Origin of the sequence: Streptomyces sp. NRRL S-87 (assembly GCF_000719335.1) — a bacterium.
In the GTDB taxonomy this organism is placed as follows: domain Bacteria; phylum Actinomycetota; class Actinomycetes; order Streptomycetales; family Streptomycetaceae; genus Streptomyces.
On sequence record NZ_JOGB01000003.1, the window covers coordinates 208,302 to 221,832 of the forward strand.

A 13,531-nucleotide genomic window follows, 5' to 3' on the forward strand; every position below is an offset into this window, starting at 1 on the left:
TGGGTTCCTCAGTCCGTCAGTGGTGCGAGGAGGCGGCGGAGTTGTAGGTCCGTTCCTTCACGTCCAGCTCGACCTTGACCGGGTCGGCCTTCTCGAAGTGCAGCTCGACGGCGACCTTGTCGCCGACCTTCGGCTTGCTCTTCAGACCCATGAACATGATGTGGCTGCCGCCGCGCTCCAGCCGGAGCACGCCGTTCGCCGGCACGTCCAGGGACGCGACCTGCTGCATCTTCTGGTCCTTGGTCTCGTGGATCGTGATGTCCCCGGAGACGGCGCTGGTGACCGAGGTCAGCTTGTCGGCGGTGCCCGAGCCGTTCTTGACGACCAGGAACCCGCCCGCCATGTCGGCGGTGACCGGCTCCGGCATGAACGCGTCGCTCACCGACAGGGCCGGCTTGCCGTCCTTCGCGGCGTCCGACGCGTCGGAGGAGCAGGCCGATATCGCGAACGAGGCGGTCAGCGCGGTGGCGGCGAGGAGAGCGGTACGGAGGGTGGTGCGGTGGTTCACGGGTTCTCCCCCTTGATGAGCTTCGGCAGGTCCTTGGTGTAGTCGTCGGCGGTGGTGTCCTCGCCGTACAGGACGTAGCCCTCGTCGGTCTTGGGGGAGAAGGCGATGACCTGGGCGCCGTGCATCGAGACGATGCTGCCGTCCTTCTCCTTCTTCGGCGGGTCGATGCCGATGCCCATGGAGCGGGCGCCGGCCTGGATCGCCTTGAAGTCGCCGGTCAGGCCGATGAAGCCCGGGTCCTGCGCCTTGAGCCACTTGCCCAGCGAGTCGGGGGTGTCCCGCTCGGGGTCCGTGGTGACGAAGACGACCTGGACGGTGTCCTGGTCGGCCTTCGGGAGCGCCTTCTTCGCGATGGCGATGTTGCTCATCGTCAGCGGGCAGACGTCGGGGCAGTTGGTGTAGCCGAAGTAGATGAGCGTCGGCTTGCCCTTGGTCCGCGCGCGCAGGTCGAACGACGTGCCGCGGGTGTCCGTCAGGACCAGGTCCGGCTTCTCGAACGGCCGGTCGAGGACGGTGGCGGCCTTCGTCCTGCTCGGCGCGTTCACCTCCGCGACGGGGGTCTTCCCGGTGCTGCCGCCGCAGGCGGACAGCGTGAGTGCGGCCGTCACCGCGAGAGCGGCGGCCGTCACACGTGTGGTGCGCATGGGTGTTTCCCTGGGATCGGGGTGCCCCGGGGCGGGGCGTCTTGGACGTACGGACGGGCGTACGCGGGGCCGGGGCGGCCGGGCGTACGCCAGGCGTACCGGATCAGCTGGTGCGGCGGCGGGCCAGCACGCCGAAGGCCACGCCGACCACGCCGACGAGGATGCCGGCGATGCCGAGGGCGCGGGCGGTGGTGTCCGTCGTGGACGCGGCCCCGGTGTGCTCGTCCTCGCCGGACTCGTCGTGGGCGTCGGTGTGCTTGGCGTCGTCCTTGCCGCCGGTGGTGCCGCCGTGGTGGCCCTCGCCGGTGCCGGTGGCCAGCTTCAGGACGGGGGCGGGGTTCTGCGGCTCGGCCGCGCCTTCCTTGGCCTCCTCGATCCAGCGGACGACCTCGTTGTCGTCGTACGTCTGGACGGCCTTGAAGACGAGCTGGTCGGCGTCCTCGGGCAGCTGGCCCACGGAGAGCGGGAACTGCTGGAAGCGGCCGGTGGTGATCTTCCCGCCGGTCCAGGTGACCTTGGTGACGGCCTCGTCGATCTGCTTGCCGTGGAGGGTCAGCGGCTTGGCGAGCTTGCTCTTGGTGACCTGGACCTGCCAGCCCGGGACGTCCTGCGGCATGACCGAGGCGAGCGGGTGGTCGGCGGGGAAGGTGACCTCGAGCTTGACGGTCGAGGCGTTGTCGCGCTCGTTCGGCACCTTGAAGTTGATGGTGGCGTACGAGCCCTTCTCCGCGGTCCCGGGCTGCACGCTGACGTGCGCGAAGGCGGGGCCGGACAGCAGCAGGACGGAGCCGGCGGCGAGGGCGGCGACGACGGAGACGCGAGAGGTCTTCATGAAGGGAATCTCCACAGGCGGGGAACGGTGGGCCCGCGCGGGCGCGCGGGTACGCCGCGGCACCGCCGCGTCCGTGGGGTTCCCCGGGTGCGGGTGCCGCGTCAGGCTGCGAGGGCGTACGCCGCCGGCGGCCCGCGCCTGATCACCGCGTGCAGGAGTGCCTCCGGTACGCCGGCCGGCGCTCCGGAACGGTCCGTGGCCGGGACCCGCCGCACCGCCGCGGGCGCACCCGGCAGTCCGCGGCGCAGCGCGCGTACGAGGGCCAGCGCGTCCCGCAGGGACCGCACCGGACCGCACTCGCCGGACAGCCGCACCAGCCGGAACAGGGCCTCGTCGCCGCGCCCGAGCAGCCAGCCCGCGGCGAGCGCGGCCAGCAGGTGCCCGAGGAGCATGGGCAGCGTGAACAGTCCGGTGGACGGCACGGCGGCCGCGCCCTCCGTCATCCGACCGGCGTCCCACAGGTGCCCGGCGCCCATGACGTGGCCGGTGTGCACGTGCACCTGCCCGGCGGCCGACGCCGGGTCGATCCCGGCCGTGTACAGCACCTGCCGTGCCTGGGCCGCGCTGAGCGGGACGGTGTTGCCGCCGCAGATCAGCCGGGCCGCGAGGGCGGCGAGGTCGGTGTCGGTGCCGGCCGCCGGCCGTGCCGCGGCGGTGTGCTGGCCGAGGCCGAAGAGGCTGTGCAGGACGAGCTGGCCGCCGGCCAGGGCGCCCGCGATCGCGGGCAGCGACCGGCGCCGCCCGGCGAGCGGCGCCGCGCACGCGAACACCGCCAGGAAGCCCGCGCACAGCGCCCACCAGGGCACCGTCGCGCAGGAGGCCAGCACGTGTCCCACCGCGGACAGCACGACGCAGACCGCGGTGAACACCGCGGCCCGGAGGAGCCGCAGACCGGCTCCGGCGCGCATCGGGCGGGGGGTAGGCATGGCCGGGTCATCATCGCACTGCACCCCGGGCCTGCCTACGGCAGGGGCGTGCCCGGTCCGTCGTACATGCGCACGTTCGTGCCCGTACCTCCGGGCCGTTCGTCCTTTTACCTCGCGACCGGGGGTGTGCGCATCGGCCAAATGAGCGTTCTCGGACCCTCGAGGGGCTTACCGCTGAGTGAGGGGGGCAATACGTAACGGTATGTCGAGCCGCGGCCAGGAGGCAGGAGCATGAGCATCTGGTGGTCCCTCCATCTGCGGCGTGAGGCCGCGAGCGTGCCGCTCGCCCGGCGCCTGCTGCTGGGGACGATGGAGACCGCGGGGGTGGATCCGGATGTCTCGTACGACCTGTCCGTGGCCCTCACCGAAGCCTGCGCCAACGCCGTGGAGCACGGCGGGGGCCTGGGTGCCCACGGGATCTCCGAGGCCTACCGGGTCACCGCGTACCTGGACGGGGACACGTGCCGGATCGAGGTGACCGACTCGGGGCCGGGCTTCCCCGCCCACCTGGGAGGCAGAACCGGCGACCGCGTCGGGGCCGCCGGCGCCGTCGGACCGGCCGGACCCGCGGAGACGGCCGAGCACGGCCGGGGCCTGGGGCTGATCGAGGAGCTCGCCGACCACGTCCGGTTCCGCAACCGGCCGGGCCGCGGCGCGGTGGTCAGCTTCGACAAGATCCTCAAGTGGCGCGAGGGCGCACTGCTGAAGGTCTCCTGAAGGAGCGTCCCCCGGGAGCCGGACGTTTCACGTGAAACGCCGGTGGGCGGGGACCACGAAGTCCCCGCCCACCGGCGTCTGCACGGTCCGTGCCGCGGCTCAGCCCTTCAGGCGGGCCATCCACGCCTCGACCTCGTCGGACCGGCGCGGCAGGCCGGCCGACAGGTTCCGGTTGCCGTCCTCGGTGACGAGGATGTCGTCCTCGATCCGGACGCCGATGCCGCGGTACTCCTCCGGCACGGTCAGGTCGTCGGCCTGGAAGTACAGGCCCGGCTCCACGGTCAGGCACATGCCCGGCTCCAGCGTGCCGTCGACGTAGGCCTCGGTGCGGGCGGCGGCGCAGTCGTGCACGTCCATGCCGAGCATGTGGCCGGTGCCGTGCAGGGTCCAGCGGCGCTGCAGGCCCAGCTCCAGGACGCGCTCGACCGGGCCCTCCAGCAGGCCCCACTCGACGAGCTTCTCGGCCAGCACGTGCTGCGAGGCGTCGTGGAAGTCGCGGAACTTGGCGCCCGGCTTCACGGCCGCGATGCCGGCCTCCTGGGACTCGTACACGGCGTCGTAGATCTTGCGCTGGATGTCGGTGTACGTGCCGTTGATCGGCAGCGTGCGGGTGACGTCCGCGGTGTAGAGCGAGTGCGTCTCGACACCGGCGTCGAGCAGCAGCAGGTCGCCGGAGCGGACCGCGCCGTCGTTGCGGACCCAGTGCAGGGTGCAGGCGTGGGCGCCGGCCGCGCAGATGGAGCCGTAGCCGACGTCGTTGCCCTCGACGCGGGCGCGCAGGAAGAAGGTGCCCTCGATGTAGCGCTCGCTGGTGGCCTCGGCCTTGTCGAGGACCTTCACCACGTCCTCGAAGCCGCGGACGGTGGAGTCGACGGCCTTCTGCAGCTCGCCGATCTCGAACGCGTCCTTCACGGCACGCGCCTCGGACAGGTAGACCCGCAGCTCCTCGTCGCGCTCGGCGGTGACCTTGTCGGTCAGCGCCTCCTCGATCACGGAGTCGTGGCCGCGGACGGTGCGCACCGGGCCGGTGGCTTCCTTCAGGACGTCGGCGACGGTGCGCACGTCCTTCACCGGGATGCCGAGCAGCTGCTCGGCCTCGGTGAGGGAGTGGCGCCGGCCGACCCACAGCTCGCCCTGGCCGGAGAGCCAGAACTCGCCGTTCTCGCGGTCGGAGCGGGGCAGCAGGTACAGCGTGGCGGTGTGGCCCGCCTCGCCGGCGGGCTCCATGACCAGGACGCCGTTCTCGGTCTGGTCGCCGGTGAGGTACGCGTACTCGGTCGCCGCGCGGAAGGGGTACTCGGTGTCGTTCGACCGGGTCTTGAGGCGGCCGGCGGCGATCACCAGGCGGTCGCCCGGGAAGCGCCGGGAGAGGGCCTCGCGGCGCGCGGCGGTGTGCCCGGCCTGCGCGATCGGCTCCAGTCCGTGCAGCTCGGTGTCCGCCCAGCCGGTGCGCATGTTCTCGGCGAGCTCGTCGGAGACGCCCGGGTACAGACCGTTCTTCCGCTGCTTGATCTTCTTCGGCTGCTCTTCTTCCGGGGTCTCCGGGGTGAGCTCGTCAGCCACGTCTTCTCCTCAGCTGCTACGACACGGACCGGGTGCGGACCTCGTCCATCGTATGTGCGAAGGGAAGACGACCGGCAAGGCTGTGACAAATCAGTCAAAACGGACGACTGTCGCCTCCGGGGCGCGAGGACCCCGGAGGCGGGTCCGACCCCGCGCCCCGGGGTGGCGCGGGGGTCGGGTGCGGCACGGGTGCGGACACCGGTGCCGGTTGCGGGGGCGGCGGGCCTCAGTCGAAGCAGGCGGCGAGCAGCACGATGTCCTCGGCCGAGTCCGCCTCGTCCGCACCGTCCGGCAGCACGGTCCGCAGCACGTGGTCGCAGATGCCGGCCGGGTCGTCCCGGACGGCCCGCGGCACGCTCGCGGCCGCCGCGTGCAGCCGGGCGAAGGCACGGTCCATGGAGTCGCTGGTGCGCTGCAGGAGTCCGTCGGTGTAGAGAAGCACCGTTTCTCCGGGTCCCGGCTCCACCTCGATGCTGGGCGCCTCCCAGCACGAGAGCATCCCCAGCGGCGCGGACAGGGAGGTCTCGATGAACTCGGTCCGGCGGTCCCCGATCAGCAGGGGCGGTGTGTGCCCGGCCCCGGCCAGCACGATCTTGCGGCGGGCGGGCTCGCAGTAGGCGAAGAGCGCGGTGGCCGAGCGGGCCGGCTCGGTCAGCCGCAGCAGCAGCTCCAGGTCGGACAGGACGGCGACCGGGTCCTCGCCCTCCATCACCGCGTACGCGCGCAGCGAGGCCCGCAGCCGGCCCATCGCCGCGACCGCGCTCGGCCCGGAGCCGGTGACCGAGCCGACGGCCAGGCCCAGTGCGCCCTCGGGCAGCGGCAGCGCGTCGTACCAGTCGCCGCCGCCGCGCGGTCCGGTGCGGTGCCGGGCGGCCAGTCGCACGCCGGAGACCCTGGGCAGCCGGCTGGGCAGCAGCTCCTCCGCGATGGTGCGCAGGCGGGTCCGGGAGCGCTCCACCTCCAGCAGCCGGGCCGTGTGCTCGGCGGCGTACCGGACGTAGAGGCCGACGAGGTGGCGCTGGCGCTCGACGGGTTCGGCGTGCTCGTCGTAGAGCCAGACGACGGCGCCGAGGCGGCCCGCGGTCTCGGTGGCGAGCGGGAGGGCGTAGCTGGCGGCGTAGCCCAGCCGGGCGGCGACCTCTCGGTGCCGGGGGTCGACGGGCGGGGCGTACCCGCCCTGTCCCGCGCTCGGTTCGGTGTCGGGGAGCTGCTCGGCGCCGCCGTGGGCGTCGGGCAGTCCGTCGAGGATGCGCCCGTACGAGGTGGCGCTGCGCGGCACCGTCTCGATGTGTCCGAGGTCGGCGTGGCCCAGGCCCAGGCCGATGGTGGTGGTGGGGCCCTGCCCGTCGGCGGGTTCGAGGACGACGAGGCCGCGGCGGGCGCCGACCAGGGCGGCGCCGGCGCGCAGCAGCTCCTGGAGGGCGGCGTCGAGGTCACCGGTGCGCGTGAGGCGTTCGGTGAGCTCGTGCAGCGTGGTGAGGTCCGAGACCCAGCCGGCCAGGCGGTCCTGGATCACCGTGCCGGGGGCGGCCGCCAGGGGTGCGGCGGGGGCGGGTCGGGCGGACGCGGGCGCGACAGTGTGCGGGGCGGCCGGAACGGCAGGATCGATTCCAGCCACTTTCGGTGGATGCGGGGCGCTCATGGCAGCCGCCTTTCCACCTGGTGCGATTCGCCATAAAACATCGCGACCCCCAGATCAATCTGCGCCGCCATCAATGGGTCCACATCTACACGCAGATGTGGACGGATGTCCAGCATTGCCCAGGTGGGAATCCTGGTGTCCGAGGGGCGACAACTCGCTGTCGGGTCAAGGCTTGAACTTGGCCGAAAAATACCCGGAGGGGACGTCTTTTGCGGTCGACTGAACTGGGTCAGCAGAGCGTCATATCGTGCGTGACGGGTACGTAAACGGTGATGGCCCAGGGCAGTTGACGAGTCCCTGGAACCAGACGGCGCGAGTCGCGCGTCGGCCACACCGGGCGTTGTACGGACCCCGTAAGCCAGCAGGAAAACTGCACGAACCGCGTAATCCTCATCAAGTGGACAAGTGACGCGAAACGTGTACGTGTGGTGAAACACCGGATACATGGTGTGATGTGGCCCTCGGCGTTCAACGGAAAGGAACGAGCGCTCATGCGCGAGATCCTCGGAAGGCGTCTCCAGCGACTCCGGCTCGTTCGGCGCGGCGGACCGTCCGCCCTCCTCGACGCGGCGCTCACCTGCGCCACCGCGTGGCAGTGGCCCGTGCTGCCGGGCGTGGGCCTGGCCCCCGGCGGCCCGGCCGCCCGCGGCGTGCGGTGCGCCTGCCCCGACCCCGACTGCGTGGTGCCCGGCGCCCACCCCCTCGACCCCGGCCTGCTCGCGGCGAGCACCGACGCGCGGATGGTGCGCTGGTGGTGGACCAATCGCCCGGCCGCTCCGCTGCTCCTCGCGACCGGCGGTCGCGCGCCGTGCGCGGTCAGCCTGCCGCTGGGCGCCGGCGCGGGGGCGCTGACCCGGCTCGACCGCATGGGCATGCGCCTGGGCCCGGTGGTCGCCACCCCCACCCGGATGGCGCTGCTCGTCGCCCCGTACTCGATGGAACGGCTCGGCGAACTGCTCTTCGTCAAGGACCGGGTCCCGAGCTCGCTGCGCTTCCACGGCGAGGGCGGCTACCTGCCGCTGCCGCCGACCGCGGCCGGGAACGGGCCGGTGCGGTGGGAGCGGGCGCCGCTGGCCGGATCGGCGCGGCCCTGGCTGCCGGACGTCGAGGCGGTGGTCGACGCGCTGGTGGAGGCCAGTACCTCGGCTCCCGGCGGCGGCAGCCGGCTGGCGTACTGACACGACCCGGAGCCGCTCACTCGAACGGGTGTGAGCGGGGGCCAGTTCCCGGGGAATCGGGCGCGCGGCCGTCCGGCGGCGCGCCCCGCGTCGCTATGTTCGCCGGATGAACCTCCGCCTGGTCGGCATCAGCGCCGGCGTGCTGGTCGCCCTGGCCCTCCCGCTCGCCGCGGCGACGGCCGGTCCGCTGTCGGACGGCAGCGGCGGCGGACTGCTCACCTCGCTCGGGCTGCGGGGCTCCGCCGGAGGCGGGGGCGGGGACGTGGAGCGGGCCGCGGGCTCCGGGCACCCCGGGGGCCCGGGCGGGTCCGCACGCGACGCGGACGGCCGCGTACCCCGGCACCCGGGCGGTGCCCCCGCCGGTCGCGGCGACGGTGGCGCACGTGGGGCGGCGGAGTCCGGACCGGACGGGGCGCCCGTGGCGCGGACCCGGTGCGGTCCCGAACTGTCCTCCCCCGAGGGGGTGGAGGGCCAGACGTGCGTCCTGACCGACGCCGGAGACACGTGGGGGCGAACGTACTACCGCAACGCCACCGGACGTCCGCTGGACGCGGTGCTCACGCTCATGGCCCCCGGCGGGCGGACCGTGCAGATCCGCTGCGCGGTCGCGGCGGGGGACGAACCTGGGATCTGCGAGACCCCGCGGGAGCCCTCCGCGGGCGGGCCGGACGACTACTCGGCCGTAGCGGAATTCTCAGTACCGGAGGAGGATGGTCCGCTTCTCCTGCGGGCCGGAAGCAACTCCGGAGCAGCGCCGGAGGGTTAAATGAAAGGCCCGGTCGCTGGCGACGGGGGATGCACCAGCGACCGGGCTACAAGAACGGTAACAAGAGATCGCTCGTTCGCAAATTCGATCTCGGATATTCGGACAGTCGATTTGCCTCCGATTAGCGGGAGTTGTGACCCGAGTCACCAGACCGGGCGGTCGGGAACACCACCCCCGCCGACGACCTCCGCGCCGTCCGGGTCAGCTCAGGGTGACCTGCCGGTTCGTCAGGCCGCCGCGCGCCCGGCGCTCTTCGGCCGTGAGCGGCTCGTCCGAGGCCAGGGCCTGCGCGAGCCGCTCCGCGAACTGCGCCGCGGGCTTCTCGACGTCGGCCGCGGTGGTCCCGGTGGGCAGGTCCCAGACCGGCACCATGAGGCCGTGGGCACGGAAGGAGCCGACCAGGCGGGTGCCTTCGCCGAGCGAGGTCTCGCCGGCCGCGTGCAGCCTGGCCAAGGCGTCGAGGAGCTTCTCCTCGGCGTGCGGCATGACCCAGCGCAGGTGGTTCTTCTCGGGGGTCTCGCACCAGTACGCGGCGTCGACGCCGGTGAGCTTCACGGTCGGGATGGCCGCCGCGTTGGCCCGCTCGAGGGAGGCGGCGATCTCCGGGGAGGCGGTCTGGGAGGCGTCGGATTCCGGAATCCAGAATTCGAATCCGGTATGCACAACCGGCTCGAAAACGCCGTCCTGGTCCAGGAGATCCTGAAGTCGGGGACCGTCCTGGGGGACGCGTCGGGGGGCGACCGGAGTTCCCGGTTCCGCCGCGATGGCGCGCTCCAGGGTGTCCGCGAGATCGCGGCCGAGGTCGCCCGAAGACGTGTCGTTCTGCAAACCGAGCAGCACCGAGCCGTCCTCGCGGCGCAGCGCCGGCCACGCCATCGGCAGGACGGTCGCGAGCGTCACGGCGGGTACGCCGTCGGGGAGTCCGCCCTTGAGGGGGAGCTCCACCGTGGCGGCCGGGACCAGTTCGCGCAGCGCGACCCAGTCGCACTCGCTGGGCAGGCCCTCGAACGGGCGACGGACCAGCTCGGTCACGGCGTGCGCGGCGGCACGGCCGTGACAGGCCTTGTAGCGGCGGCCGGAGCCGCAGGGGCACGGCTCGCGGGCGCCCACCACCGGGATCTCCCCATCCGTGAGCTGCGGCTTTCCGCCCTTGGGCTGGGACCCCCCGGTCTGGGGACGCTTCTTGGCCATCGTGGGTGTCTCCCGGTTGTGGCAGTCGTGCTGAGGCTCTGTCGGCGCGAGCCTAGCCGTTCGTACCGGGAACCCGGCGCGGGCGAGGACCGGAACGTGAAATTCGGCGTCCGGGTGTCGCCCGCCTCCGGCGGGGGCGCGTCACGGTCCGTCAGTGCCGGCGCGCGGGCGGCGCCTGCCATCGGTCCGGCGCCAGCGGGCACGACTCCAGTCCGTCGAAGGCGGTGATGGCCGTGACGGCCGTGACGAATCTGAGCGGGGGCGCGGTGACGCGCGTAGCGAGATCCTCGTGAGGATGCCCCGCGTCGATCGTCACCCACACCGTGACCTCGCCGGCCGCCCCGTCGCGCACGCCCCAGTCCTGGGCGAGCGCGCTGATGATGTTCAGTCCGCGGCCGCCGCGCGCGGTGACCGAGGGCGTCGAGGGGACCGGCCGGGTCGGCCCGCCCCCGTCCGTCACCTCGACGGTCAGACCGCCGAACGCGTCGACCCGCCAGGCCGCGCGCACGTCTCCGTCGCCCACGTCGTTCGAGCCCAGCGGCCTGCCGTGTCGGCAGGCGTTGCTGAGCAGCTCGGAAAGGATCAGAACCGCATCGTCGACGACCGGTTCCGACACCCCGCTCAGGCGCAGCTGCTCGCGCATCCGGTGTCTTGCCGTCCCCACGCCAGCCGGGCCATGGGGTACGGCCATGCTCGACGACGTGGGCACTTCCTGTGCCACCACCAACGCCACCCCCGCAACCTCCTTAGCCCCACGCCAAGGTCTGGATGCCCCAATGGCCTGGACCGGAAACCGGGCGCTCGGGACCCCCTGACGCATTCATGACCAGTGAATGCGGAGCGGATGCGCCGGAGCACACCCTGTCACGAAGGGGGAGGGGGCAACTGGTGTGATTAGCGACCGAGTTGGGACAGAACCTGTCGAGGTCGGTTGGTAATGATGGCTTCCACGCCCAGATCCGCGCAGAGCTGAACATCTTCCGGCTCGTTCACGGTCCACACGTGGACCCGGTGTCCCTGGGCCTGGAGCTTCTTGACGAACCCGGGGTGGTTGCGGACGATCCGCATCCCCGGACCGGCGATCCGCACCCCGGCCGGCAGCCGCCCGTCGCGCATCCGCGGCGAGATGAACTGCATCAGGTAGACGGTCGGGATCGTCGGCGCCGCCGCCCGCACCCGGTGCAGCGAGCGGGCCGAGAAGCTCATGATCCGCACCGGGGACGGGCCGTCGGCCGGCGGGGCGTCCAGCCCGAAGCGCTTGAGCAGCAGGAGCAGCCGCTCCTCCACCTGTCCGGCCCAGCGCGTGGGGTGCTTCGTCTCGATGGCCAGGTCGATCGGCCGCCCGGCGTCCGAGACCAGCTCCAGCAGCCGCTCCAGGGTGAGCACCGAGGTGCGCTCCGGGTCGGGCTCCCCCATGCCCTCGGCGTCCCAGTCGGGCGACTCCTCGCGGTCCTTCCACGATCCGAAGTCGAGCGCCGCCAGGTCGGCCAGCTCCAGCGCGGACACCGCGCCGCGCCCGTTCGACGTACGGTTGACCCGCCGGTCGTGCACCAGGACGAGGTGGCCGTCGGCGGTCAGCCGCACATCGCACTCCAGCGCGTCGGCGCCGTGCTCGATGGCCTTGCGGTAGGCGGCCAGGGTGTGCTCGGGGGCCTCCTCGGAAGCGCCGCGGTGGGCGACGACCTGGATGGGCCGGAGTGCGGTCTGCTGCGGTGCGTGGGTCACGGCGTCATGGTGCCACCAGGCAGGGGTGCGATGCCGCCCCGCCCATGGCCGGGAGGTGTCCGGGAGCCGTCGGCGAGGTGCCGGAGGACGGCTCGGGATGCGCCGGAAATGCCGGAGATAAAGGATGGCGGCGGGACGCACAGCTCCGGCTTACAGTGCTCTGACAGTGCCTGGGAAAAGCTGTTCCCCGGGATCGTGCGAGCCCGATCGCCGCCGCGGCAGCCGCCGCGGCGCCCCGACCGTACCTGCCTGACCGTGTGTGACGAGGAGAGACAGTGAGCACCGAGAACGAGGGCACCGCGTCCCCGACGCCCCAGAATGCCCCGTCCGCGCCCCCCGCGCCGGTGGCCCCTCCCGCCTCCGGCCCCACTCCCGAGGCCCCCACCCAGCAGCTGCCGTCGACCCCCGAGCCCCCGACCCAGCAGCTGCCGCCGACCCCGGCCGGCCAGCCCGCGGTCGGTTCCGTGCCGCCCGCGCCGCCGGCCGGCCCGCAGCACGCCGCGCCCGGTTCCCCGTACGCCCACCACGGCGCGCAGGGCGCCGGCGAGTGGCCCCCCGCCCCGCCGGCCGTGCCCGGGTACGCGGGCGGCGGCGGCGACGTCTGGGGCGCGCCGCACGCGGCGCCGGCCCCCAAGGGCAAGGGCCGCGGCGGCCTGGTCGCCGCCGTCCTGGCCGCGGCCCTGATCGCCGGCGGCGTCGGCGGCACGCTCGGCTACCTGCTCGCCGGGGGCAGCGGCTCCGCCACCGGCTCGACCACCGTCAGCGCCGGCGAGGTGCCGCAGGCGCTCCGGCGCGCCCCGAACTCGGTCGCGGGCCTCGCGGCCCACGCCCTGCCGAGCGTCGTCACCATCGAGGCGCAGGGCGGCGACGGCGAGGGCGGCACCGGCACCGGCTTCGTCTACGACCAGCAGGGCCACATCCTGACCAACAACCACGTGGTCGCCTCCGCGGCCGAGGGCGGCAAGCTCTCGGCGACGTTCTCCAACGGCCGGAAGTACGAGGCCGAGGTCATCGGCCGGGCCCAGGGCTACGACGTGGCCGTCCTGAAGCTGAAGAACCCGCCGTCCGGGCTGGTCCCGCTGCCGCTGGGCGACTCGGACAAGGTGGCGGTCGGCGACCCCACCATCGCCATCGGCGCCCCGTTCGGCCTGTCCAACACCGTGACCACCGGCATCGTCAGCGCCAAGAACCGACCGGTGGCCTCCGGCGACGGCAGCGGCGGCAAGAACTCGTACATGAGCGCCCTGCAGACGGACGCCTCGATCAACCCCGGCAACTCCGGCGGCCCGCTGCTCGACGGCCGCGGCGCGGTCATCGGCATCAACTCCGCCATCCAGTCGGCGGGCAACGGCGGCCTCGGCGCGTCGCAGTCCGGCTCGATCGGCCTCGGCTTCGCCATCCCGATCAACCAGGCGAAGAACGTCGCCGAGCAGCTGATCAGGACCGGCAAGCCGGTCTACCCGATCATCGGCGTCTCCGTGGACCTCCAGGCCCGCGGCGAGGGCGCGAAGATCTCGGCCCAGGGCGTGGGCGGCGGCGACCCGGTCACCCCGGGCGGCCCGGCGGCCAAGGCGGGTCTGAAGCCGGGCGACGTGATCACCCAGCTCGGTGGCAAGCCGATCGACAGCGGCCCGACCCTGATCAGCGAGATCTGGACCTACAAGCCCGGCGACACCGTCAAGGTCACCTACCTCCGCGACGGCAAGCCGCACACCGCGGACCTGACCCTCGGCTCGCACGAGGGCGACCGGTAGGTCGCAGCGCCCGACCGGCCTGAACCGGAGGGGCCGTAGGCGGGATTCCGTCTACGGCCCCCTGAAACGTCTGCTTATGCTTCAG

13 protein-coding genes are annotated in these 13,531 nt (G+C 73.1%); 4 read left to right on the forward strand and 9 right to left on the reverse strand.

Translation table 11 applies throughout. From position 1 onward, the window contains the following. Window positions 1–16 precede the first annotated feature (16 nt). The 4 genes from IF43_RS0103120 to IF43_RS0103135 form a co-directional block, all read right to left on the reverse strand. Window positions 17–508 carry a copper chaperone PCu(A)C gene (locus tag IF43_RS0103120; RefSeq protein WP_030193457.1) on the reverse strand — a complete coding sequence of 164 codons (492 nt, stop codon included), beginning with the start codon at window positions 506–508 and terminating at the stop codon, window positions 17–19. Beyond that, the gene (locus tag IF43_RS0103125) at window positions 505–1,152 is read right to left on the reverse strand and encodes an SCO family protein (RefSeq protein WP_030193459.1); all 648 of its coding nucleotides are present in this window, start codon (window positions 1,150–1,152) and stop codon (window positions 505–507) included. The genes IF43_RS0103120 and IF43_RS0103125 overlap by 4 nt, the downstream gene beginning before the upstream one ends. Before the next feature lie 103 nt (window positions 1,153–1,255). Then, window positions 1,256–1,984 carry a YcnI family protein gene (locus IF43_RS0103130; protein ID WP_030193460.1) on the reverse strand — a complete coding sequence of 243 codons (729 nt, stop codon included), beginning with the start codon at window positions 1,982–1,984 and terminating at the stop codon, window positions 1,256–1,258. Between the two features lie 101 nt (window positions 1,985–2,085). After that, window positions 2,086–2,910, reverse strand: coding sequence for a hypothetical protein (locus IF43_RS0103135; protein ID WP_030193462.1), 825 nt, complete (start codon window positions 2,908–2,910; stop codon window positions 2,086–2,088). 231 nt (window positions 2,911–3,141) lie between these two features. Here IF43_RS0103135 and IF43_RS0103140 point away from each other — a divergent pair, with 231 nt between their 5' ends. Next, a complete protein-coding gene (locus tag IF43_RS0103140; protein WP_030193464.1) occupies window positions 3,142–3,627 on the forward strand; it encodes an ATP-binding protein in 486 nt (161 codons plus the stop codon). A 99-nt stretch (window positions 3,628–3,726) separates the two neighbouring features. On the opposite strand, the gene IF43_RS0103145 is transcribed toward IF43_RS0103140, so the two are convergent. Together IF43_RS0103145 and IF43_RS0103150 are read right to left on the reverse strand one after the other, a co-directional pair. After that, window positions 3,727–5,190: an aminopeptidase P family protein gene (locus tag IF43_RS0103145; protein ID WP_030193466.1), complete on the reverse strand. Its 1,464-nt coding sequence runs from the start codon at window positions 5,188–5,190 to the stop codon at window positions 3,727–3,729. Between the two features lie 226 nt (window positions 5,191–5,416). Further along, the gene (locus IF43_RS0103150; protein WP_078909872.1) at window positions 5,417–6,832 is read right to left on the reverse strand and encodes a PP2C family protein-serine/threonine phosphatase; all 1,416 of its coding nucleotides are present in this window, start codon (window positions 6,830–6,832) and stop codon (window positions 5,417–5,419) included. Window positions 6,833–7,323: 491 nt separating this feature from the next. On the opposite strand from IF43_RS0103150, the gene IF43_RS0103155 reads away from it, so the two are divergent. Then, window positions 7,324–8,010, forward strand: coding sequence for a bifunctional DNA primase/polymerase (locus IF43_RS0103155; protein WP_030193469.1), 687 nt, complete (start codon window positions 7,324–7,326; stop codon window positions 8,008–8,010). Window positions 8,011–8,116: 106 nt separating this feature from the next. Next, window positions 8,117–8,776, forward strand: coding sequence for a hypothetical protein (locus IF43_RS0103160; protein WP_030193470.1), 660 nt, complete (start codon window positions 8,117–8,119; stop codon window positions 8,774–8,776). 201 nt (window positions 8,777–8,977) lie between these two features. On the opposite strand, the gene IF43_RS0103165 is transcribed toward IF43_RS0103160, so the two are convergent. From IF43_RS0103165 to IF43_RS0103175, 3 genes are all read right to left on the reverse strand, one after another. Next, window positions 8,978–9,967 carry a DUF5926 family protein gene (locus tag IF43_RS0103165; protein WP_030193471.1) on the reverse strand — a complete coding sequence of 330 codons (990 nt, stop codon included), beginning with the start codon at window positions 9,965–9,967 and terminating at the stop codon, window positions 8,978–8,980. Window positions 9,968–10,118: 151 nt separating this feature from the next. Then, window positions 10,119–10,787 carry an ATP-binding protein gene (locus IF43_RS0103170; protein ID WP_078909873.1) on the reverse strand — a complete coding sequence of 223 codons (669 nt, stop codon included), beginning with the start codon at window positions 10,785–10,787 and terminating at the stop codon, window positions 10,119–10,121. Between the two features lie 74 nt (window positions 10,788–10,861). Further along, window positions 10,862–11,692 carry a glycerophosphodiester phosphodiesterase gene (locus IF43_RS0103175; protein ID WP_030193474.1) on the reverse strand — a complete coding sequence of 277 codons (831 nt, stop codon included), beginning with the start codon at window positions 11,690–11,692 and terminating at the stop codon, window positions 10,862–10,864. A 275-nt stretch (window positions 11,693–11,967) separates the two neighbouring features. On the opposite strand from IF43_RS0103175, the gene IF43_RS0103180 reads away from it, so the two are divergent. After that, a complete protein-coding gene (locus IF43_RS0103180) occupies window positions 11,968–13,446 on the forward strand; it encodes a S1C family serine protease (protein ID WP_030193476.1) in 1,479 nt (492 codons plus the stop codon). The last annotated feature ends 85 nt before the right edge of the window (window positions 13,447–13,531 follow it).